Source organism: Pseudomonas sp. WC1, assembly GCF_050586565.1.
Taxonomy (GTDB): Bacteria; Pseudomonadota; Gammaproteobacteria; order Pseudomonadales; family Pseudomonadaceae; genus Aquipseudomonas.
This window is the reverse complement of record NZ_JBOBDQ010000001.1, coordinates 99,570-120,812: the sequence shown is the minus strand read 5'-3', so window position 1 is coordinate 120,812 and position 21,243 is coordinate 99,570. Positions and strand designations below refer to the sequence as shown.

The window sequence follows — 21,243 nt, the reverse complement described above, 5'->3', positions numbered from 1 at the left end:
CTGGAATTCATGTGTATTGGGGCTGCTGTGCAGCCCCTTTCGCCGGCAAGCCGGCTCCCACAGGAGTAAGTGCCTGACTCAAACGTGTGGGAGCTGGCTTGTCGTGGCGACGAACCGCAGCGAAAGGGCCGCAAAGCGGCCCCAGTACACCGATCAAGCGTCGATCAGGATCGAGGTACCGGTCATCTCCGCCGGTTTTTCCAGCCCCAGCAGCTCGAGCATGGTCGGCGCCACGTCCGCCAGCACGCCGCCGTTACGGACTTTCACGTGGCGCTTGCCGACGTAGATGAACGGCACCGGCTCGGTGGTGTGGGCGGTGTGCGCCTGGCCGGTGCATTCGTCTTCCATCTGCTCGACGTTGCCGTGGTCGGCGGTGATCAGGGCTTCGCCGCCGACCTTGTCCAGCGCCTCGACGATGCGGCCGACGCAGCCGTCCAGCGCCTCCACGGCCTTGACCGCGGCATCGAACACACCGGTGTGGCCGACCATGTCGCCGTTGGCGTAGTTGACCACGATCACGTCATAACGTTGCTGCTCGATGGCCTCGACGATACGGTCGGTGACCTCAGGGGCGCTCATTTCCGGCTGCAGGTCGTAGGTGGCGACCTTCGGCGACGGGATCAGGATGCGCTCTTCGCCTTCGAACGGCTCTTCGCGCCCGCCCGAGAAGAAGAACGTGACGTGGGCGTACTTCTCGGTTTCGGCGATGCGCAGCTGGGTCTTGCCATTCTTCGCCAGGTACTCGCCGAGCACGTTGTTCAGGCTGGCCGGGGCGAAAGCCGCTGGGGCCGGGATCTTCGCCGAGTACTGGGTCAGGCCGATGTAGGCCGCCAGCTTGGGCAGGCGTGCACGCGGGAATTCGTTGAAATCGGGCTCGACGAACACGCGGGACAGCTCGCGGGCGCGGTCGGCACGGAAGTTCATGAAGATCACCGCGTCGCCGTCTTCGACCTTGACCGCCTCGCCAATGCGCGTGGCCTTGACGAACTCGTCGCTCTCGTCGCGGGCATAGGCGGCTTCAAGGCCGGCCACGGCGGTCGCTGCGGTGTATTCGGCGGCGCTGTCGACGATCAGGTTGTAGGCGGCTTGTACGCGGTCCCAGCGGTTGTCGCGGTCCATCGCGTAGTAGCGGCCGATCAGGCTGGCGATGCGGCCCTTGCCGAGTTTGGCGAAGGTGGCGTCGAGCAGCTCGATGGACGACTGCGCGCTGCGCGGCGGCGTGTCGCGGCCATCGAGGAAGGCATGCAGGTAGATCTTTTCGGCACCACGCTGCGCGGCCAGTTCGGCCATGGCGATCAGGTGGTCCTGGTGGCTGTGCACGCCGCCGTCGGAGAGCAGGCCGAGGATATGCACGGCCTTGCCGGCGCTGGCGGCTTTTTCCACGGCACCGACGAGCACCGGGTTTTCGAAGAACTCGCCGTCACGGATGGCCTTGGTCACCCGGGTGAAGTCCTGGTACACCACGCGGCCGGCGCCGAGGTTCATGTGACCGACTTCCGAGTTGCCCATCTGCCCGTCGGGCAGCCCCACGTCCATGCCGGAGCCGGAGATCAGACCGTGCGGCTGGGTGGCGCGCAGGCGGTCGTAGACCGGCGTGTTGGCAGCAAAGATGGCGTTGTATTCGGGGCTTTCGCTGTGACCGAAGCCATCCAGGATGATCAGGACCAGAGGTTTAGGCGTACTCGTCATCAATCAAACTCACGGTTGTTCAAAGATGATAAAGACACGCATTTTAGGGCAAATCCGCCAGCGACGGCGAATATTCCTCCCATTGCCCGACCAGCGCGGTCAGGCATGCAACATGAAGGCGCGTTTGCCGCCAGCCCGGTGGGCTTTGGCGGTCATGGGGGGCTGTGTATACTGGCCGCCATTTTCAATCGCCTGGAACACCCCTGATGGTTGCTCACCTGATTCAATTCGCGACAGATCACTTCATCCTGGTGGCCATTTTCGTCGTCCTGCTGGTCCTGCTGCTGGTCAATGAAGTCCGCCGTGGCGGCCAGAGCCTGAGCAACGGCCAGCTGACTGCCCTGGTCAACGCCGACAAGGCCGTGGTGATCGATATCCGCACTGCCAAGGAATACTCGGCCGGGCATATCGTCGGCGCGCTGAGCATGCCGCAGGATAAAGTGGCCGGCCGCATGACCGAGCTGGAAAAACACAAAGACAAGACCCTGATCGTCGTCGACGCGATGGGCCAGCAGTCCGGTACCCTGTGCCGCGAACTGCTCAAGGCTGGTTACACCGCCGCCAAGCTCAGCGGTGGCGTTTCCAGCTGGAAAGCCGATAACCTGCCCCTGGTGAAGTGATATGAAGCCCGTCATCGTCTATTCCAGCGACTACTGCCCCTACTGCATGCGCGCCAAGTACCTGCTCGAGAGCAAGGGCGTGGCGTTCGAGGAGATCAAGGTCGACGGCAAACCCCAGGTTCGCGCCGAAATGAGCCAGAAGGCCGGCCGTACCTCGGTGCCGCAGATCTGGATCGGCAGCACGCACGTCGGTGGATGCGATGACCTCTATGCCCTGGAGCGCGCGGGCAAGCTCGACGCGCTGCTGGCGGCCTGATTCGCACTGCATTCAAGAACATTAGGAAAAGGATCTGCCATGACTGACCAACAGAACAACGGCGCTGGTGCTGAAGAAACCGCACCACAATTCTCCCTGCAGCGCATCTACGTGCGCGATCTGTCGTTCGAGGCTCCAAAAAGCCCGCAGATCTTCCGCCAGCAGTGGGAGCCGAGCGTATCGCTGGACCTGAACACCCGTCAGAAAGCCCTGGAAGGCGACTTCCACGAAGTGGTGCTGACCCTGTCGGTGACCGTCAAGAACGGTGACGAAGTGGCGTTCATCGCCGAAGTGCAACAGGCCGGCATCTTCCTGATCGCCAACCTGGACGCGTCCTCGATGAGCCACACCCTCGGCGCGTTCTGCCCGAACATCCTGTTCCCGTACGCCCGCGAGACCCTGGACAGCCTGGTGACCCGTGGCTCGTTCCCGGCGCTGATGCTGTCGCCGGTCAACTTCGACGCCCTGTACGCGCAAGAGATGCAGCGCATGCAGGAAGCCGGTGAAGTGCCGACCGTGCAGTAATTTCTGCCGGTAAAGAAAAAGGCGACCTTCGAGGTCGCCTTTTTCATGTCTCTTGCTGGGGATAGGGCCCGAGCGGCGAGCACATCAGCTTCCGGCAAACCCCTGCTGGCGCCACGCCTCGTACACCGTTACGGCCACGGTATTGGACAGGTTCAAGCTCCGGCACCCCGGCCGCATCGGCAGGCGCAGGCGTTGTTCGGCAGGCAGGCTGTCCAGCACCTCGGCCGGCAGGCCACGGCTTTCGGGGCCGAACAGGAAGGCGTCACCGGGCTGGTACTCGACCTCATGGAACGGGTGCGAGCCTTTGGTGGTGAACGCGAACAGTCGAGGCTGATTCAGGCTTTCCAGGCATTCGGCCAGGCTTTGGTGGCGCTGTAGCGTGGCATACTCGTGGTAATCCAGCCCCGCGCGGCGCAGGCGTTTGTCGTCCAGTTCGAAGCTGATGGGCTCGATCAGGTGCAGGGCGCAGCCGCTGTTGGCGCACAGGCGGATGATGTTGCCGGTATTCGGCGGAATTTCTGGTTGAAAAAGGATGACGTGAAACATGCACGGCTCCAAGCGTGAAGATGACGAGCATTCTACCCCCGAACCCGACCCGCGTTCGAAGGCCTGGCCGCGGGTGCTGCTGTCGCTGGCGATCTTCGGCATGCTCGTGGGCCTGATGATCGGCCGGCTGACGGCGCCCGAGGAGCGGGTGCTGGAGCAGGTCGAGGTGGTGCAGGGCGGGCTGGACCTGTGGTTCAACGAAGAGCCGCAACTGCATGGCGAGAATGTCGAGGGTACCGTGGCCGTGGTGTTCCAGGCCGAGGGCAAGGCCGCGCGGGGCCAGTTGATGTTGCAGGGCAAGCCGGTGGGCTGGCGTTTGCAGAAGAGCGAGGAAGGCTTGCTGTTGACGCTGGTCGCTGCGCGCCCCCTGCGCGGCGAATGGGCCGGCGCGCAGGAGGCGGGACGTTGGCGGGTGCAGGTGAGGCTGCACGAATAAAAGAGGGGATATCCCGGCCTGCCTGTACCGAGGTCCCCGAAACTGGAGGTACTGGGTACTTAGCAGGGAGCGTGCCAGGTTTTGCAGGCCCGGAAACATGCTGTTCCGGCCCTTTCCAAAGGGTCATGAGGACTAATCTGCGTTCTGCTGGTGCACATGGCACAGCAACGGTGCAGAGGGGCGCTATTCGCTAGAAGGAGAGAATGGGCGCGGGAGGCCTCTACCGGGACCTGATAATTTTGCCAGTATCGGACACCGATTAGCCTCGGTTAGCTTTCGGCTCATGATTTGATAGTCCTGCGGGAGTGACCGTTCATGAGCCTGTATTTGCCGATGCTCGATCGCCAGCGCTCACCATTCGGGGGGGGGGAACTTCTCCAGAGCATATACACCTTACGGTGCCATTACAGATGCAGGGGGGCCGGCCACCGGCTTCTGTGGACAGCTTCGCGACAGGGTGACTGGTAGCTATCCGCTGGGTAATGGCAATCGTTTTTACTCCCCGGAGATAATGCGTTTTCAGTCCCCTGATCGGTTGAGTCCGTTTGCTGCGGGCGGGATCAATGCTTATAGCTACTGTGTTGGTAACCCAGTAGACAATTGGGATCCCAGTGGGGGGACGAAGCGTTTGTTGTCGGACCCTATAGACATGATAGCCCCGGGTATTTCAACTGTGGTAGGTGCTGCTACAACTGGGATTCTGATAGCTGATACTCGGAGCAGCTTCAAGAGTAGAGCTCAGGTAGCGGAATTGAAGAAGCACTCGAATGATCCCGACGTGCTCAATATGGAGGAGGTCACCAGAACGCGACTTGTTCAGAAAGTAGTTGCAGCCACCGCTGCTGGAGGATCGACTCTAGCTAGTGCAGCAGGAGTGGTCGGTGCTCCGGTTGCCGTGCCGGTCCAGATTACTCTCGCCGGACTGAGTGCCGCTGCACTTGGGCTTGACCAGATTTCGAGCAGGCGCGAGGCTAAGCACCGTGCGGACCCGCTCAACTTCATGAAGCGCTCCGCCGGAACATATGAAAACAAGATTATTGCCGGGCAAAAGTTATTGAATCGAGAATTGCAAAAAAATGAAAAGCAATCAGCACTGAGTCCGGCCGATTACGAATCCCGATTAGAGCAGGACAAGAGAGTTGAACGTCAGTTCAATGATGCGTTTAATGGGCTATTGATTTCAATTCGGTCTTTAAGCGATTGGTAATGAGTTTTATCAGTCAAAATATTCTTGGCTTTAAAGTTAAATTTATATGAAATTTCTGTTCTGCGTCCTTTGGATGTGAGGGCTAAAGATAGCCCTCATTATTTTGCGTTGCTCAACGATCAGTGCTCTTCCCCCTCATCATCATCCCCCCCATCTACCTTCATCCCCAACTCCTTGATCTTGCGCGTCAAGGTGTTGCGCCCCCACCCCAGCAACAATGCCGCATCACGACGACGCCCGGCGGTGTGCTTGAGCGCGGTTTCGATCATGATCCGCTCGAAACTGGGCACGGCGCTGTCCAGCAGGTTGGTCTGGCCGCGGGCAAGGGCCTGGTCGGCCCACTGACGCAAGGCCTGCTCCCAGTTGGTCACCGGCGCGGCGTCCTGGGGCAGGTTGAGCAGCTCTGGCGGCAGGTCGCCGACCAGCACTTCGCGGCTGGAAGCCATCACGGTGATCCAGCGGCAGGTGTTCTCCAGCTGGCGTACGTTGCCCGGCCACGGTAGGTTGCGGATGAATTCCTCGGTCTCGGGCTTGAGCAGCTTGGGCTCCACTGCCAGCTCCTGGGCGGCGCGGCCGAGGAAGTGGCGGGCCAGCGCCGGGATGTCCTCGCGCCGGTCGGCCAGGCGCGGGATATGAATGCGGATCACGTTGAGACGGTGGAACAGGTCTTCACGAAACTTGCCGGCCTGCACCAGGGACTCGAGGTTCTGGTGAGTGGCGGCGATGATGCGCACATCCACCTTGACTGGCACATGGCCGCCAACCCGGTAGAACTCGCCATCAGCGAGCACTCGCAGCAGGCGGGTCTGGGTATCGGCGGGCATGTCGCCGATCTCGTCGAGGAACAGCGTGCCGCCGTCGGCCTGCTCGAAGCGCCCACGACGCAGGTTGGCGGCGCCGGTAAAGGCGCCCTTTTCATGGCCGAACAGCTCGGACTCCATCAGGTCCTTTGGGATCGCCGCCATGTTCAGGGCAATGAACGGCGATGCCGCCCGTGGGCTATGGCGGTGCAGGGCATGGGCCACCAGCTCTTTGCCGGTACCAGACTCACCATTGATCAGCACAGTGATGTTGGAGTGGCTGAGGCGGCCGATGGCACGGAACACTTCTTGCATCGCCGGCGCCTCGCCGATGATCTCGGGGGTGCGGGCCAGCGCCTGGGGCACCTCCAGCGCCTGCTGCTCCTGGGCGTGCTGGTTGGCGCGCTTGACCAGCGACACCGCTTCGTCGACATCGAACGGCTTGGGCAGGTACTCGAAGGCGCCGCCCTGGTACGATGCCACGGCGCTGTCCAGGTCGGAATGGGCGGTCATGATGATCACCGGCAGCCCAGGGTGCTGGTCGCGGATCTGGGCGAGCAGGTCGAGACCGCTGGCGCCGGGCATGCGGATATCCGAGATGATCACGTCCGGTTGCTGGCGGGCCAGGCGGCCCATCACGCCGTCGGCGCTGTCGAAGCTCTGGGTGGTCATGCCTTCCTGCTGCAGGGCCTTTTCCAGGACCCAGCGGATGGAACGATCATCATCGACGATCCAGACGGTTTCACTTCGGCTCATGGGGTGGTGGCTCCTTGTTCCAGGGGCAGGTAGATCGAGAAGGTGGTGTGGCCTGCGTGGCTTTCACATTCGATCAGGCCCTGGTGCTGGCTGATGATGTTCTGGGTGATGGCCAGGCCCAGCCCGGTGCCGTCCGGGCGGCCGCTGACCATGGGGTAGAAGAGTGTGTCCTGCAGTTCCGCGGGGATGCCGGGGCCGTTGTCGATGATCTCGATCCGCGCCACCAGGCGGTGGCGGACGTGGCCGATGGTGAACTGGCGCACGGCCCGACTGCGCAGGGTGATGCGGCCCAGGCGCAGTTCGTTCTGCGCGCCGATGGCCTGCATGGCGTTGCGCACGATGTTGAGCACGGCCTGGATCATCTGCTCGCGGTCGATCAGCACGTCCGGCAGGCTCGGGTCGTAGTCGCGCACCAGGGTGATGCCGCCCTGGCTCTCGGCATCGACCAGGCTGCACACCCGTTCGAGCACTTCGTGGATATTGGTCATGGACAGCGACGGCAGCTTGTTCGAGCCGAGCATGCGGTCGACCAGGTTGCGCAGGCGGTCGGCCTCTTCGATGATCACATTGGTGTAGTCACGCAGGCCGTCCTCGGGCAGCTCGCGGGCCAGCAGTTGCGCCGCGCCGCGAATGCCGCCGAGGGGGTTCTTGATCTCGTGGGCGAGGCCACGCACCAGCATCTTGGTGGTCTCCTGCTTGCTCAGCTGGGCCTCCTCCTTGGTGATGCGCAGCAGGCGGTCACGCGGGTGCACCTCCAGCAGCAGCAGGGTCTGGCCTTGGTGCAGGATGGGCGTGACGGCGTAGTCGACGGTGATGCTCTGGCCGGTCAGCGAGGTCAGCTGGGCTTCGCGCTTGGTGAACGGGTGCGCCTGCTCCACCGCCTGGCGCAGCGAGTTGAGTGCCTCGGCCGATTCGGTGAACAGCTCGCTGATGAACTGGCCATGGCTGCGCTGGCCACTGACAGCCAGGAGCATTTCCGCGGCTGGATTCATGTACTCCAGGCGCAGTTCGGCATTGAGCAGGAGCGTGGCCGTGGTCAGGTTGTCCAGAAGCAGACGGTGCTGTGCATCGCTGATGGTCATAAGGCGTCGTTGACCTCTATTGGCACTCTTTTGGCGCCCCTCTCAGGCCTGGGGCGCGCATGGATGACGTGCTGGATGCGTTGAAAATGCAAGAACCAAACCAAGGCTCCGAAAAGAAGCGGAAATTCCGGATAAAGTCCTGTGTGCGCGCAAAATCGGCACATAAAGCCCTGGTTAAACGATTCTTGTGACCCAAAGTGGGGTGCATGTCGGGGCGCAAGGCCTATTCATGCACCAATATGGAGCATAGTGAGCTCACGCGCTTTTGCACAGCTGCCCGGTGGCGCGGACCAGGGCAAGGTGCCGCGACGCTTCGCGCCTGCGCTGGTGCAGTGCGTTGGCCAGTTGGCCGGGGCAGTTGATCGTGATTGTCTGGTCGAATTGGGCGAGGGCAACGAGCAGTTGTGCCTGAAGGTGGTCCAATGCCGGGCGTACATCCTGGCCAAGATCCTGTCGAGGCAGGTCGGGTGCCTGCCGTGCGCGGTGCCAGCTGTCCAGCAGGTGATACTGGAGCAGTTTGCTCGCCTCGATCTGGTCCGCGAAGAACGCTTCGGCGCGTGCCGGGTCCAGCTGGTAGGCGGTCGCGGCCTGGCGTGCGCTGGCCAGTACCTGTTGCTCGCGGTCAAAGGCCTGCACTGGTTGCCCTCGGTCCCATTTGTGCAGGGCGACCGCTTCGGCAAGGTCAAGACGGCGCTCGATGGCGTCAAGCAGGTTCTCGAGGTTGGAATGAGGCGGCGGCGAGGTGTTGCAGCCGGACAATACGAGGCAGCAGGTGAGTGCGAGGTGTCTGGTACGCATGGTGATCTCCTTGGATTGATGGAGAACCGAGTGTCGCAGTGCCGCCAGATACGGCTGTAGGGCTAGTCCGATGATGCCGATGCAAAAATGGAAACGGCCTCCCGAGGGAGGCCGTCCTGATGTCACCGGCGCGAGGCGCCAGATAGATCAGCAGCTGTAGTACAGCTCGTATTCCAGCGGGTGCACGAAGGTGCGTACCTTGATTTCTTCTTCGCTCTTCAGCTCGATGAAGGCATCGATGAAGTCGTCGGAGAATACGCCGCCCTTGGTCAGGAACGCACGGCCTTTATCCAGCTCTTCCAGAGCTTCTTTCAGGCTGCCACAGACTTGCGGGATTTCCTTGGCCTCTTCAGGCGGCAGGTCGTACAGGTTCTTGTCGGCGGCATCGCCTGGGTGGATCTTGTTCTGGATGCCGTCCAGGCCCGCCATCAGCAGGGCCGCGAAGGCCAGGTACGGGTTGGCCGACGGGTCCGGGAAGCGTGCTTCGATACGGCGGGCTTTCGGGCTGCCGACGTAAGGAATACGGATCGAGGCGGAACGGTTGCGCGCCGAGTAGGCCAGCATTACCGGGGCTTCGAAACCTGGGACCAGACGCTTGTAGGAGTTGGTCGACGGGTTGGTGAAGCCGTTCAGGGCCTTGCCGTGCTTGATGATGCCGCCGATGAAGTACAGGGCGGTATCGGACAGGCCGGCATAGCCTTCGCCGGAGAAGGTGTTCTTGCCGTCTTTCCAGATCGACATGTGCACGTGCATGCCCGAGCCGTTGTCGCCGTACAGAGGCTTGGGCATGAAGGTGGCGGTACGGCCATAGGCGTCGGCAACGTTGTGCACGACGTATTTCAGGGCCTGTACTTCGTCAGCTTTCTTCACCAGGGTGTTGAACTTGACGCCGATTTCGTTCTGGCCGGCAGTCGCCACTTCGTGGTGGTGAACTTCGACGGTCTGGCCCATTTCTTCCAGGGCGTTGCACATGGCGGTGCGGATTTCGTGGTCGTGGTCGAACGGCGGAACCGGGAAGTAGCCGCCTTTCACGCCCGGACGGTGGCCTTTGTTGCCGCCTTCCACGTCAGCGCCGGTCATCCACGAGCCTTGCTCGGAGAAGATCTTGAACATCGAGCCGGAGATGTCCGAGTGGAACTTCACTTCGTCGAAGATGAAGAACTCAGGCTCTGGGCCTGCGAACACGGTGTCACCGATGCCGGTGCTCTTCAGGTACTCTTCGGCGCGCTTGGCGATGCCGCGCGGGTCACGATCGTAGCCCTGCATGCTCGACGGGTCGACGATGTCGCAGGTGATGATCAGGGTCGGTTCTTCGGTGAACGGGTCCAGCACGGCGGTTTCGTCAACCGGCATCAGGATCATGTCGGAGGCTTCGATGCCTTTCCAGCCAGCAATGGAGGAACCGTCGAACATCTTGCCGACTTCGAAGAAGTCTTCGTCCAGGCCATCGCGCGCCGGCATGGTCACGTGATGCTGAATGCCTTTGGTGTCCGTGAAACGCAGATCAATCCACTTGACGTCATGATCTTTGATGAGTTGAACCGACTTCGACATGTTGTCCTCCGGATGGTCTAGGGCGCAGTTGGCCGCTGCCCTGGAAATAAGGGTGTCGCTGGGCGCGGATAGTCGGCCAAGCTTACCTGCCTCACAAGGGAGCAAATTGCATGCCAGTGCCCGGAAATGGCCTGCACGCGATAAAAGGAGGCGTTGCTGGGCATTTGCTGGTGATATGGATGGCTGCTGTGCACTCATGTGATGCGTTTTTTATCTTTGCCGCACCGTTATGGTGCGCTCTGTGCGTGCAGGGCTACATCGCGGGGCAGGCAACATAAATCCAACCTTCTGGACAAAAGTTGGTCAAAAGCTGAGCAATTTCCGCTATAATTCGCGCCCCTCATTTTCGGTAGGCCCTGGGCGCGCTGTTAAACCAATGAAACTTATCGTCAAAGTCTTCCCAGAAATCACCATCAAGAGCCGGCCGGTGCGCAAGCGCTTCATCCGCCAGCTCGCCAAGAACATCCGCAACGTGCTCAAGGACCTTGATCCCGAGCTCGCGGTTGATGGTGTCTGGGACAATCTCGAGGTGGTCACCCGCGTCGAGGACGAAAAGATCCAGCGCGAAATGATCGAGCGCCTGACCTGTACGCCGGGTATCACCCACTTCCTGCAGGTCGAGGAGTATGCCCTGGGCGATTTCGACGACATCGTCGCCAAGTGCAAGCACCACTTTGGCCACCTGCTGGCCGGCAAGCGCTTCTCGGTACGCTGCAAGCGCGGCGGCCACCACGATTTCACCTCGATGGACGTCGACCGCTACGTCGGCAGCCAGCTGCGGCAGCAGTGCGGCGCCGCCGGCATCGACCTGAAGACCCCAGAAGTCGTGGTGCGCATGGAGATCCGCGACCAGCGCCTGTACGTGATTCACAATCAGCACAACGGCATTGGCGGCTACCCGCTGGGCGCACTGGAACAGACCCTGGTGCTGATGTCCGGTGGCTTCGACTCCACCGTCGCGGCCTACCAGATGATGCGCCGCGGACTGATGACCCATTTCTGCTTCTTCAACCTCGGTGGCCGTGCCCACGAGCTGGGCGTGATGGAAGTGGCCCACTACCTGTGGAAGAAGTACGGCAGCAGCCAGCGCGTACTGTTCATCAGCGTGCCGTTCGAGGAAGTGGTCGGCGAGATCCTCAACAAGGTCGACAACAGCTACATGGGCGTCACCCTCAAGCGCATGATGCTGCGCGGCGCCGCGCACATGGCCGACCGTCTGCAGATCGACGCGCTGGTCACCGGCGAGGCGATCTCCCAGGTGTCGAGCCAGACCTTGCCGAACCTGTCGATCATCGACTCGGCCACCGACAAGCTGGTGCTGCGCCCGCTGCTGGCCAGCCACAAGCAGGACATCATCGACCAGGCCACCGAGATCGGCACCGCCGACTTCGCCAAGCATATGCCCGAGTATTGCGGCGTGATCTCGGTGAACCCGACTACCCATGCCAAGCGTCACCGCATGGAGCACGAAGAAAAGCAGTTCGACATGGCCGTGCTGGAGCGCGCCCTGGAGCGCGCCAAGTTCATCTCCATCGACCATGTGATCGACGAGCTGGGCAAGGACATCGAAATCGAGGAAGTGGCCGAGGCACTGCCAGGCCAGATCGTCATCGACATTCGTCACCCCGACGCCCAGGAAGACGAACCTCTGGTGCTGGAAGGCATCGAAGTCCAGGCCATGCCGTTCTACGCCATCAACAGCAAGTTCAAGCAGCTGGACCCCACGCGCCAGTACTTGCTGTATTGCGACAAGGGTGTGATGAGCCGTCTGCACGCACACCACCTGCTCAGTGAGGGACATGCCAATGTGCGTGTTTATCGTCCGACATAAGACGCCAGGGCTGTATGGCGGCAGCATCCGCCATCGCCCTCCCGACCATCGGGCCCGCTGAGCCGTAAACCGTACATATTGGCCGCCTACACTGGCGGCAACCGAATCCTCTGATCGAGATACAGTTGTGATCGAAAATCTGCGTAACATCGCCATCATCGCCCACGTTGACCATGGTAAAACCACCCTGGTCGACAAACTCCTGCGCCAGTCCGGCACCCTGGAGCGTAACGAGCTCAACGACGAGCGCGTCATGGACTCCAACGACCAGGAAAAAGAGCGCGGCATTACCATTCTGGCGAAAAACACCGCCATCAACTGGAACGGCTACCACATCAACATCGTCGACACCCCCGGCCACGCCGACTTCGGTGGCGAGGTTGAGCGTGTAATGTCGATGGTCGACTCCGTGCTGCTGCTGGTCGACGCCCAGGACGGCCCGATGCCGCAAACCCGCTTCGTGACCAAGAAGGCCTTCGAAGCTGGCCTGAAGCCAATCGTCGTGATCAACAAGGTCGACCGTCCAGGCGCGCGTCCTGACTGGGTTCTGGACCAGATCTTCGACCTGTTCGACAACCTCGGCGCCACCGACGAACAGCTGGACTTCAAAGTCGTCTACGCCTCGGCCCTGAACGGCATCGCCGGTCTGGACCACACCGCCATGGGCGAAGACATGACCGCCCTGTACCAGTCGATCGTCGACAACGTACCGGCGCCGGACGTTGACCGTGAAGGTTCGTTCCAGATGCAGATCTCGGCACTGGACTACAACAGCTTCCTGGGTGTTATCGGTGTTGGCCGTATCGCCCGTGGCCGCATCAAGCCGAACACCCCGGTTGTTGCCATCGATGTCGACGGCAAGAAGCGTAACGGCCGTATTCTGAAGCTGATGGGCCACCACGGCCTGCACCGTGTCGACGTCGAAGAAGCCCAGGCTGGCGACATCGTCTGCATCAGCGGTTTCGACGAGCTGTTCATCTCCGACACCCTGTGCGCCCCGGACGCGGTAGAAGCGATGAAGCCGCTGACCGTCGACGAGCCAACCGTCTCGATGACCTTCCAGGTCAACGACTCGCCGTTCTGCGGCAAGGAAGGCAAGTTCGTCACCAGCCGTAACATCAAGGACCGTCTGGACAAGGAGCTGCTGTACAACGTTGCCCTGCGCGTCCAGGAAACCGATTCCCCTGACAAGTTCAAGGTATCGGGCCGTGGCGAGCTGCACCTGTCCGTTCTGATCGAAACCATGCGCCGTGAAGGCTTCGAGATGGCCGTAGGCCGTCCTGAAGTGATCATCCGCGAAGTCGACGGCGTCAAGCAGGAACCGTTCGAGAACGTCACCATCGACATCCCTGAAGAATCCCAGGGCAAGGTCATGGAAGAAATGGGTCTGCGTAAAGGCGACCTGACCAACATGGTGCCGGATGGCAAGGGCCGTGTTCGCCTGGAATACAACATTCCAGCCCGTGGTCTGATCGGTTTCCGCAACCAGTTCCTGACCCTGACCAACGGTGCAGGCATCCTGACCTCGATCTTCGATCGCTACGACACCATGAAGTCGGGCCAGATGTCCGGCCGTCTGAACGGCGTACTGGTTTCGGTCGAGACCGGCAAGGCACTGACCTACTCGCTGGAAACCCTGCAGGCGCGCGGCAAGCTGTTCGTCGAGCACGGCCAGGAGATCTACAACGGTCAGATCATCGGCCTGAACAGCCGCGACAACGACCTGGGCGTGAACCCGACCAAAGGCAAGAAGCTCGACAACATGCGTGCTTCGGGCAAGGACGAAGTCATCGCCCTGGTACCGCCGGTTCGCCACACCCTGGAACAGGCCCTGGAGTTCATCCAGGACGACGAGCTGTGCGAAGTCACGCCGAAGTCGATCCGTCTGCGCAAGAAGATCCTGGACGAAGGCGAGCGTACCCGCGCTGCCAAGAAAGCCAAGAACTGAGTTAGCTCAGGCTGAATGAAAACGCCCCCGGTCGAAAGGCCGGGGGCGTTTTTGTTTGCCTTCAGAAATACGGGCCGCTTTGCAGCCCCAGCATTTCAGGCGTGGCGCAGTCTCAGCGCCCGACCACCTTGGGCTTGTAAGCGCAATACCCCGGTCGCGGCCCGACCTTGGGGTGGTTGCGGCAGGTATCCGGGCGCTTGTCGTAGATGGTGCACAGGCGGCTCTTGCGATCCAGGTACATGCAGTCATCGTTGCTCATCCGGGTCAGGGTGAAGATCCCCGATTTCTGGTTGAAGCGCTCGATGATGCCTTCCTTCTGCAGGCGTTTGGCCACGTTCTTCGGCGGTTCGTCTTTCTCGAATTCATCCACCACGCCAATGCGGATCAGATCCTTGATCTTCACCTCCACCGGCAGGGTGCAGCAGGTCGAGTGGCAGCCACCGCACATATGGCTGGCATAGCGCTGCCAGGTCTCCAGGCGGTCGACTTCGGCGGCGGCGATCAGGGTCGTTTTCATGGTTATGGGGTGAATCACGGTCTTGGGGCGCGCGATCATACCGGAGTTGTTCAATTTGTGAACAACCTTTTGCCCGATTCCCCTGGCAGTTGATGAAAACCGCGAACGCTCGCTGTCGCTGTGTGTCAGAGCGTCTAGGCTGAACACTCTCCCTGCGCTTTCGCCTACTTGCCCGAGGATGCCGCATGTCCCAGGAAAACAAGGCCCGTGAGGCCAAAGCTCATCCCGACGAGGTGGCCGCGTTCCGCGCCGCCGTGCTGGCCAAGCTGACCTACGCCGTTGGCAAGGACCCGGAACACGCCTTCGACCACGACTGGTTCGAGGCCATTGCCCTGGCTGCCCGCGACCATATGGTCGACCACTGGATGGATCACACTCGCCAGGCCTACCGCCGTAGCCAGAAGCGGGTGTACTACCTCTCTCTAGAGTTTCTCATCGGCCGCCTGCTGTACGACAGCCTGAGCAACCTCGGTTACCTGGAGATCGCCCGCGAGGCGCTCGAAGGCCTGGATGTCGACCTGGAGCGCATCCGTCTGCTCGAGCCCGATGCGGCGCTCGGCAACGGTGGCCTCGGGCGCCTGGCGGCGTGCTTCATGGAGAGCATGTCGACCCTGGGTATTGCCGCCCATGGCTATGGCATCCGCTACGAGCATGGGTTGTTCCGCCAGGCGGTGGTCGATGGCTGGCAGCAGGAGCAGACCGAGAACTGGCTGGACTTTGGTAACCCCTGGGAGTTCGAGCGGGCCGAGGTGATCTACCCGATCAGTTTCGGCGGCAGCGTCGAGACCGTGCAGGAAGGCAATGGCCAGCAACGTCAGGTCTGGTGGCCGGGCGAGACGGTGCGGGCGGTGGCCTACGACACGCCGGTGGTCGGCTGGCGCGGCTCCAGCGTCAATACCCTGCGCCTGTGGCGTGCCCGGGCGCTGGAGGAGCTGCACCTGGAGCGCTTCAATGCCGGTGATCACCTGGGCGCGGTGGCCGAGGTGGCCCGCGCCGAAAGCATCTCGCGAGTGTTGTACCCGGCCGACAGCACCGAGGCTGGCCAGGAGTTGCGCCTGCGCCAGGAGTACTTCTTCGTTTCGGCCTCGCTGCAGGACCTGCTGCGACGCCACCTGAACATGCACAAGGACCTGCTCAACCTGCCGGATGCCGCGGCCATCCAGCTCAACGACACCCACCCGTCGATTGCCGTGGCCGAGCTGATGCGCCTGCTGGTCGACCAGCACGAAATCCCCTGGGACAAAGCGTGGGCGCTGACCGTCGGCACCCTGGCCTACACCAACCACACCTTGTTGCCCGAAGCCCTGGAAACCTGGCCGGTGGCATTGATGGAGCGCATGCTGCCGCGGCACATGCAGATCATCTACCTGATCAACGCCTACCATATCGACGCACTGCGGGCCAAAGGCCTGCACGACTTCGACGTGCTGCGAGCGGTGTCGCTGATCGAGGAGGACAATGGCCGCCGGGTGCGCATGGGCAACCTCGCGTTCCTTGGCTCGCACAGCGTCAACGGCGTGTCGGCGCTGCACAGCAAGCTGATGAAAAGCACGGTGTTCGCCGAGCTGCACAAGCTCTACCCGCAGCGAATCAACAACAAGACCAATGGCATCACCTTCCGCCGTTGGCTGTACCAGGCCAACCCGCCGCTCACGGCGATGCTGATCGAGGCGCTGGGGCCGGAGGTGCTGGATGACCCGGAAGGCAAGCTCAAGGCACTGGCGCCCTTCGCCGACAAGGCCACCTTCCGCAAGCAGTTCGCCGCCCAGCGCCTGCACAGCAAGCGCGCCCTGGCCAGCATCATCCAGGACCGGATCGGCGTGACGGTCAACCCGGAGGCGCTGTTCGATGTGCAGGTCAAGCGCATCCACGAGTACAAGCGCCAGTTGCTCAATCTGCTGCACACGGTGGCGCTGTACCAGGCCATCCGCAACGACCCCGGCACCGACTGGGTGCCGCGGGTGAAGATTTTCGCCGGCAAGGCGGCGGCCAGCTACCACCAGGCCAAGCTGATCATCAAGCTGGCCAACGACATCGCCCGGGTGGTCAACAACGACCCCACGGTGCGCGGCCTGCTCAAGGTGGTGTTCCTGCCCAACTACAACGTCAGCCTGGCCGAGAGCATCATCCCGGCGGCTGACCTGTCCGAGCAGATTTCCACGGCCGGCTACGAGGCCTCCGGCACCAGCAACATGAAGTTCGGCCTCAATGGCGCGCTGACCATCGGCACCCTCGATGGCGCCAACGTCGAGATGTGCGAGCAGGTGGGGGCGGAGAACATGTTCATCTTCGGCCTGACCGCGCAGCAGGTGGAGGCACGCAAGCGCAGCGGCGACTTTGGCGCCGCGTCGGCGATCGCTGCCTCCCATCGTCTGGGCGACGTGCTGCAGGCGATTCGCAGCGGGGTGTTCTCGCCTGATGATCCGGCGCGTTATGCCGGTTTGGTGGACGGGCTGATCGCCTACGACCGCTTCCTGGTGTGCGCCGACTTCGATGCCTACTGGGACGCCCAGCGGCGAGTCGAGGAGTTGTGGCACGCGCCGCAGGACTGGTGGCGCGTGGCAGTGCTGAACACGGCGCGGATGGGCTGGTTCTCGTCGGACCGGACCATTCGCGAGTATGCGAGCGAGATCTGGAAGGCCTTGGATTAGCACACCGGGGCCGCTTTGCGGCCCATCGCCGGCAAGCCGGCTCCCACAAAGATCCACAGCACCGCCAAACTCTGTGGGAGCCGGCTTGCCGGCGATGGGCTGCGCAGCAGCCCTAATCGACAAGCTGCGTGAACTCAAAGCCCAATGAGCCCTCTGATCTGCCACACGAGTCTCTTTGCTCGCTAGCCCGTCACTCTCCCTGTAAACTGCGGGGGTTTTTCTCCCCCTTTCCTTTTCGGAGCCATACATGTCCCGCGTTACCCTGAGTCGCTATCTGATTGAGCAGACCCGCAGCAACAATACCCCTGCCGATCTGCGCTTCCTGATCGAAGTGGTGGCGCGTGCGTGCAAGGAGATCAGTCACCACGTGTCCAAGGGCGCCCTGGGCGGCGTGCTGGGCAGCATGGGCACCGAGAACGTGCAGGGCGAGGTGCAGAAGAAGCTCGACGTGATTTCCAACGACATCCTGCTCGAAGCCAACGAGTGGGGCGGTCACCTGGCCGGCATGGCCTCCGAAGAGATGGACAATGCCTACCAGATCCCGGGCAAGTACCCCAAAGGCGCCTACCTGCTGGTCTTTGACCCGCTGGACGGCTCGTCGAACATCGACGTCAACGTCTCGGTCGGCACCATCTTCTCGGTGCTGCGTTGCCCGAACGAATACCTGAGCCAGAACGAAACCCTGAACGAGAATGCATTCCTGCAGCCAGGCACCCAGCAGGTCGCCGCCGGTTACGCCATCTACGGCCCGCAGACCATGCTGATCCTGACCCTGGGCAACGGCGTCAAGGGCTTCACCCTGGACCGCGAGCTGGGCAGCTTCGTCCTGACCCACGAAAACATCCAGGTACCGGCCACCACCGCCGAGTTCGCCATCAACATGTCCAACCAGCGCCACTGGGAAGCCCCGGTGCAACGCTACGTGGGCGAGCTGCTGGCCGGCGAGACCGGGCCGCTGAAAAAGAACTACAACATGCGCTGGATCGCCTCGATGGTGGCCGACGTGCATCGCATCCTGACCCGTGGCGGCCTGTTCATGTACCCACGCGATGCCCGCGAGCCGAGCAAGCCGGGCAAGCTGCGCCTGATGTACGAAGCCAACCCGATGTCGTTCATCATCGAACAGGCAGGCGGCGCCTCCACCAACGGTTACGAGCGTATCCTCGACATCAAGCCGGAGAGCCTGCACCAGCGTGTGTCGGTGATCCTCGGCTCGAAGGAAGAGGTCGAGCGCGTCACCGCCTACCACAAGGAGTAAGTCATGCTCGCACCTTGGCAGCCGTTGCTGGAGTGGTGGTTCGGTTGGGGCACAAGTGCCCAGGCCGTGGCTGACGAGAAGAACACGCTGTGGTTCGGCAAGCATCACGACGTCGATGCCCAGGCGCTGTTCGGCGACCTGGTCGAGCAAGCCCTGGCGGGCGGGCTCGACGAGTGGCAGCAGAGCCCCCAGGGCTGGCTCGGTCTGCTGCTGCTGCTGGATCAGCTGCCGCGCATGATCTATCGCGACACGCCGCGTGCCTTCGAGGGTGACCGGCGTGCCCAGGTAGTGGCGATGCAGGGGTTGCAGAAGGGCTGGGACTACCAGCTGCTGCCGATCCAGCGGGTGTTCGTGCTATTGGTGCTGGAGCATGCCGAGGTGCTGGACTGGCAAAACCTGTGCGTCGAGCGTTACCAGACCTTGCTGGACGAGCAGCCCGAGGCCAGCCGTCGGTTGTTTGAAGGCTTCCTCGACTATGCCGAGCAGCACCAGCGGGTGATCGCCCGCTTCGGGCGCTTCCCGCACCGCAACCTGGTGCTGAACCGCCCGAGCACCAGTGAAGAGATGGACTTCCTGCTGGAGCCTGGGTCCAGGTTCTAGTGCCAGTGGGGCTGCTTTGCAGCCCTATCGCTGGCAAGCCAGCTCCCACAGGATAAGCGCTGCATTCGGGTCTGGCGCTATCCCTGTGGGAGCTGGCTTGCCAGCGATGGGCCGCGAAGCGGCCCCAGCCATCTCAGATCCTGAAACTCCCCACCAGGTGCTTCAACCGCTCGACCTGATGCTCCAGGTCGGTGCAGGCACGCAAGGTGCTCTGCAAGTTCTGCACCCCTTCCTGATTCAGCGTATTGATTTCGGTGATGTCGACATTGATCGACTCGACCACGGCCGTTTGCTCTTCCGTGGCGGTGGCCACCGACTGGTTCATGCCGTCGATCTCGCCGATGCGCTGGGTGACACTGCCCAGGCGTTCGCCGGCCTGGTTGGCGATGCCGACACTGCGGTCGCTGTGTTGCTGGCTCTGGTTCATGGTGCTCACGGCCACCTGGGCCCCGGCCTGCAGCTCCTCGATCAGGCGCTGCACCTGCTGTGCCGAGTCCTGGGTGCGGTGTGCCAGGTTGCGCACCTCGTCGGCCACCACCGCGAAACCACGCCCGGCTTCGCCGGCACGGGCCGCCTCGATGGCCGCGTTGAGCGCCAACAGGTTGGTCTGCTGCGAAATGCCGCTGATCACATCGAGGATCTGGCCGATGTTGGCCGTGTGGTTGTTCAGCGTTTCGATGTTGCCGCTGGCATCACTGATGCGCGCCGACAACTGATTCATCACGTCGATGGTTTCGCCCACCACCTGCTGGCCCTCTTCAGCCAGGCCGCGGGCGGCGCTGGAGTGCTGCGAGGCGAGGGCGGCGTTCTGGGCGATCTCCTGGGCGGCGGCGCCGAGCTGGTTGATCGCCGCGGCGACACTGCTGGTGCGGCTGGACTGCTGGTCGGCGTTGTGGATCGAGGCATTCGAGGCGCTGACCACCTGACCGGCCACGGCATTCACCTGGCCGGTGGCCGAGGCCACTTCGCGGATCGATTCGTGGATCCGCTCGACGAAGCGGTTGAACGACTGCGCCAGGCTGCCGAACTCGTCTTGGGCGTGGATGGCCAGGCGCCGGGTCAGGTCGCCTTCGCCCTCGGCGATGTCGCGCATGGCGCGGCCCATGACGTGCAGCGGTTCCATCAGCACGCGGATCAGCAAGCCGAGCAGGGCGATGATCACCACCACCGCGATCAGTGTCGCCACCACGGCCGAAGTGCGCAGCTCGCCGAGCATGGCGAAGGCCGCATCCTGGTCCAGCACCAGCGCCACGTACCAGTCCGCCGAGGGCACGCCATCGACGTGGGTGAAGTTGATGAACTGTTTGCGACCCTCGACCTCCACTTCCTTCAGCCCGCTGCCGATGCGCAGGTTACTGCCAGGGTAGACTTCCGCCAGGGGCTTGAGCGCCAGTTCGCCCTTGGGGTGGATGAGCACCTTGCCCTCGCCGTTGACGATGAAGGCGTGCCCGTGGCCGCCGAAGTCCAGTGTGTTGATCAGGTTGCTGATGGTCTGCAGATCGGTGTCGACACCGCTGACGCCGATCATGCGCCCGCCCTGTTGCACCGGAGTGGCCAGGGTAATGACCAGCTTGCCGGCCGATGCCGAGATGTACGGTTCGGTGACGATGGTCTGGCCCGCGGTGCTGGCCGCCTTGTACCAGCCGCGCACGCGCGGGTCGTAGTCGGCGGCGCGGTTGCCCACCGGCACCGACTGCATGCTGCCGTCCTGGCCGCCGAAGTAGGTGAGGATGAAGTTGCTGCCGTACACCGGCAGCGCCAGGATGCGCTCGAGGCTGCTCTTGGCGGGACCGTCGACGGCAATCTGCTGTGCCGCCGAGTTCACCAGCTGGATGCGGCTGTCGAGCCAGGTGCGGATGTTGCCGGCGGTGAGGTTGCCCAGCGATTGCAGCGTCGACTCGGTGTCGCTACGCAGCGACTGACGCTGTCGGTAGTCGTTGAACAGGACGAAGCAAGTGAAGGCGACGGCCACCACCAGGGCGGCGGCCAGCAGGATTTTGTGGCTGAACTTGAGGTTCTTGGTCATTTTTCTTGGAATCTGCGCACGGGCACGAAGGGGAGGGGTGCGGCAAAAAGCCACACCACCGCTTTATGTCGACGCACAGGGATAAAACATTAATCGTTTGCGCGCCAGGCGACCAACGGTGCACAACGAAACCTCGTCGGCCA

The 21,243-nt window shown here is 62.4% G+C and carries 18 protein-coding genes and 2 pseudogenes; 11 read left to right on the top strand and 9 right to left on the bottom strand.

Annotation, left to right across the window (positions count from 1 at the left end; genetic code table 11):
• Nucleotides 1-153 precede the first annotated feature (153 nt).
• Nucleotides 154-1,689, bottom strand: a complete 1,536-nt coding sequence (gene gpmI, locus ACQ4OD_RS00550; protein WP_430943698.1) for a 2,3-bisphosphoglycerate-independent phosphoglycerate mutase — start codon at nt 1,687-1,689, stop codon at nt 154-156.
• 206 nt (nt 1,690-1,895) lie between these two features.
• Here gpmI and ACQ4OD_RS00545 point away from each other — a divergent pair, with 206 nt between their 5' ends.
• Genes ACQ4OD_RS00545 through secB form a run of 3 tightly spaced genes read left to right on the top strand, consistent with a single transcriptional unit; the run spans nt 1,896 to nt 3,090 of the window.
• Nucleotides 1,896-2,309, top strand: coding sequence for a rhodanese-like domain-containing protein (locus ACQ4OD_RS00545; protein ID WP_023628822.1), 414 nt, complete (start codon nt 1,896-1,898; stop codon nt 2,307-2,309).
• Nucleotide 2,310: 1 nt separating this feature from the next.
• The gene (grxC, locus tag ACQ4OD_RS00540) at nt 2,311-2,565 is read left to right on the top strand and encodes a glutaredoxin 3 (protein ID WP_003249204.1); all 255 of its coding nucleotides are present in this window, start codon (nt 2,311-2,313) and stop codon (nt 2,563-2,565) included.
• Between the two features lie 39 nt (nt 2,566-2,604).
• A complete protein-coding gene (secB, locus tag ACQ4OD_RS00535; RefSeq protein ID WP_102681752.1) occupies nt 2,605-3,090 on the top strand; it encodes a protein-export chaperone SecB in 486 nt (161 codons plus the stop codon).
• 84 nt (nt 3,091-3,174) lie between these two features.
• Here the strand turns inward: secB and trmL are convergent, their stop codons facing one another.
• A complete protein-coding gene (trmL, locus tag ACQ4OD_RS00530) occupies nt 3,175-3,636 on the bottom strand; it encodes a tRNA (uridine(34)/cytosine(34)/5-carboxymethylaminomethyluridine(34)-2'-O)-methyltransferase TrmL (RefSeq protein ID WP_031314454.1) in 462 nt (153 codons plus the stop codon).
• Between trmL and ACQ4OD_RS00525 the strand changes: the two genes are divergently transcribed.
• From ACQ4OD_RS00525 to ACQ4OD_RS00515, 3 genes and pseudogenes are all read left to right on the top strand, one after another.
• The gene (locus tag ACQ4OD_RS00525; RefSeq protein WP_046853884.1) at nt 3,635-4,072 is read left to right on the top strand and encodes a hypothetical protein; all 438 of its coding nucleotides are present in this window, start codon (nt 3,635-3,637) and stop codon (nt 4,070-4,072) included. The genes trmL and ACQ4OD_RS00525 overlap by 2 nt on opposite strands.
• 325 nt (nt 4,073-4,397) lie before the next feature.
• A pseudogene (locus ACQ4OD_RS00520) lies at nt 4,398-4,676 on the top strand (RHS repeat-associated core domain-containing protein); the annotation flags it as partial.
• Between the two features lie 147 nt (nt 4,677-4,823).
• Nucleotides 4,824-5,279 (top strand): hypothetical protein, encoded by a 456-nt coding sequence (locus tag ACQ4OD_RS00515; RefSeq protein ID WP_430943697.1) that lies wholly within the window; start codon nt 4,824-4,826, stop codon nt 5,277-5,279.
• A gap of 119 nt (nt 5,280-5,398) precedes the next feature.
• Here ACQ4OD_RS00515 and ntrC read toward each other — a convergent pair whose 3' ends face one another.
• From ntrC to glnA, 4 genes are all read right to left on the bottom strand, one after another.
• Complete coding sequence (ntrC, locus tag ACQ4OD_RS00510; protein WP_430943696.1) at nt 5,399-6,835, bottom strand: nitrogen regulation protein NR(I); 1,437 nt, start codon at nt 6,833-6,835, stop codon at nt 5,399-5,401.
• The gene (gene glnL / locus ACQ4OD_RS00505; protein WP_430943695.1) at nt 6,832-7,917 is read right to left on the bottom strand and encodes a nitrogen regulation protein NR(II); all 1,086 of its coding nucleotides are present in this window, start codon (nt 7,915-7,917) and stop codon (nt 6,832-6,834) included. Before glnL ends, ntrC begins: the two co-directional genes overlap by 4 nt.
• Before the next feature lie 255 nt (nt 7,918-8,172).
• The gene (locus ACQ4OD_RS00500; RefSeq protein ID WP_430943694.1) at nt 8,173-8,715 is read right to left on the bottom strand and encodes a chorismate mutase; all 543 of its coding nucleotides are present in this window, start codon (nt 8,713-8,715) and stop codon (nt 8,173-8,175) included.
• Between the two features lie 147 nt (nt 8,716-8,862).
• Nucleotides 8,863-10,269: a type I glutamate--ammonia ligase gene (gene glnA, locus ACQ4OD_RS00495; protein WP_023628815.1), complete on the bottom strand. Its 1,407-nt coding sequence runs from the start codon at nt 10,267-10,269 to the stop codon at nt 8,863-8,865.
• Nucleotides 10,270-10,645: 376 nt separating this feature from the next.
• Here glnA and thiI point away from each other — a divergent pair, with 376 nt between their 5' ends.
• Both thiI and typA read left to right on the top strand, forming a co-directional pair.
• A complete protein-coding gene (thiI, locus tag ACQ4OD_RS00490) occupies nt 10,646-12,100 on the top strand; it encodes a tRNA uracil 4-sulfurtransferase ThiI (RefSeq protein ID WP_111532536.1) in 1,455 nt (484 codons plus the stop codon).
• A 127-nt stretch (nt 12,101-12,227) separates the two neighbouring features.
• Nucleotides 12,228-14,048, top strand: coding sequence for a translational GTPase TypA (gene typA, locus ACQ4OD_RS00485; protein WP_046853888.1), 1,821 nt, complete (start codon nt 12,228-12,230; stop codon nt 14,046-14,048).
• A 112-nt stretch (nt 14,049-14,160) separates the two neighbouring features.
• Here the strand turns inward: typA and ACQ4OD_RS00480 are convergent, their stop codons facing one another.
• Nucleotides 14,161-14,565, bottom strand: coding sequence for a YkgJ family cysteine cluster protein (locus ACQ4OD_RS00480; RefSeq protein ID WP_016712459.1), 405 nt, complete (start codon nt 14,563-14,565; stop codon nt 14,161-14,163).
• Nucleotides 14,566-14,750: 185 nt separating this feature from the next.
• Here ACQ4OD_RS00480 and ACQ4OD_RS00475 point away from each other — a divergent pair, with 185 nt between their 5' ends.
• The 3 genes from ACQ4OD_RS00475 to ACQ4OD_RS00465 all read left to right on the top strand — a co-directional run bounded on the left by ACQ4OD_RS00475 (nt 14,751) and on the right by ACQ4OD_RS00465 (nt 19,074).
• Entirely contained in the window at nt 14,751-17,216 is a 2,466-nt protein-coding gene (locus tag ACQ4OD_RS00475) for a glycogen/starch/alpha-glucan phosphorylase (protein WP_430943693.1), read from the top strand.
• A 247-nt stretch (nt 17,217-17,463) separates the two neighbouring features.
• Entirely contained in the window at nt 17,464-18,474 is a 1,011-nt protein-coding gene (locus tag ACQ4OD_RS00470; protein ID WP_038706942.1) for a class 1 fructose-bisphosphatase, read from the top strand.
• Nucleotides 18,475-18,477: 3 nt separating this feature from the next.
• Entirely contained in the window at nt 18,478-19,074 is a 597-nt protein-coding gene (locus ACQ4OD_RS00465) for a DUF924 family protein (protein ID WP_102681744.1), read from the top strand.
• 133 nt (nt 19,075-19,207) lie between these two features.
• Here ACQ4OD_RS00465 and ACQ4OD_RS00460 read toward each other — a convergent pair whose 3' ends face one another.
• Nucleotides 19,208-19,996: a methyl-accepting chemotaxis protein gene (locus ACQ4OD_RS00460; protein WP_372241261.1), complete on the bottom strand. Its 789-nt coding sequence runs from the start codon at nt 19,994-19,996 to the stop codon at nt 19,208-19,210.
• Nucleotides 19,997-20,062: 66 nt separating this feature from the next.
• Nucleotides 20,063-21,100: pseudogene (locus ACQ4OD_RS00455) on the bottom strand (cache domain-containing protein); the annotation flags it as partial.
• Nucleotides 21,101-21,243 lie beyond the last annotated feature (143 nt).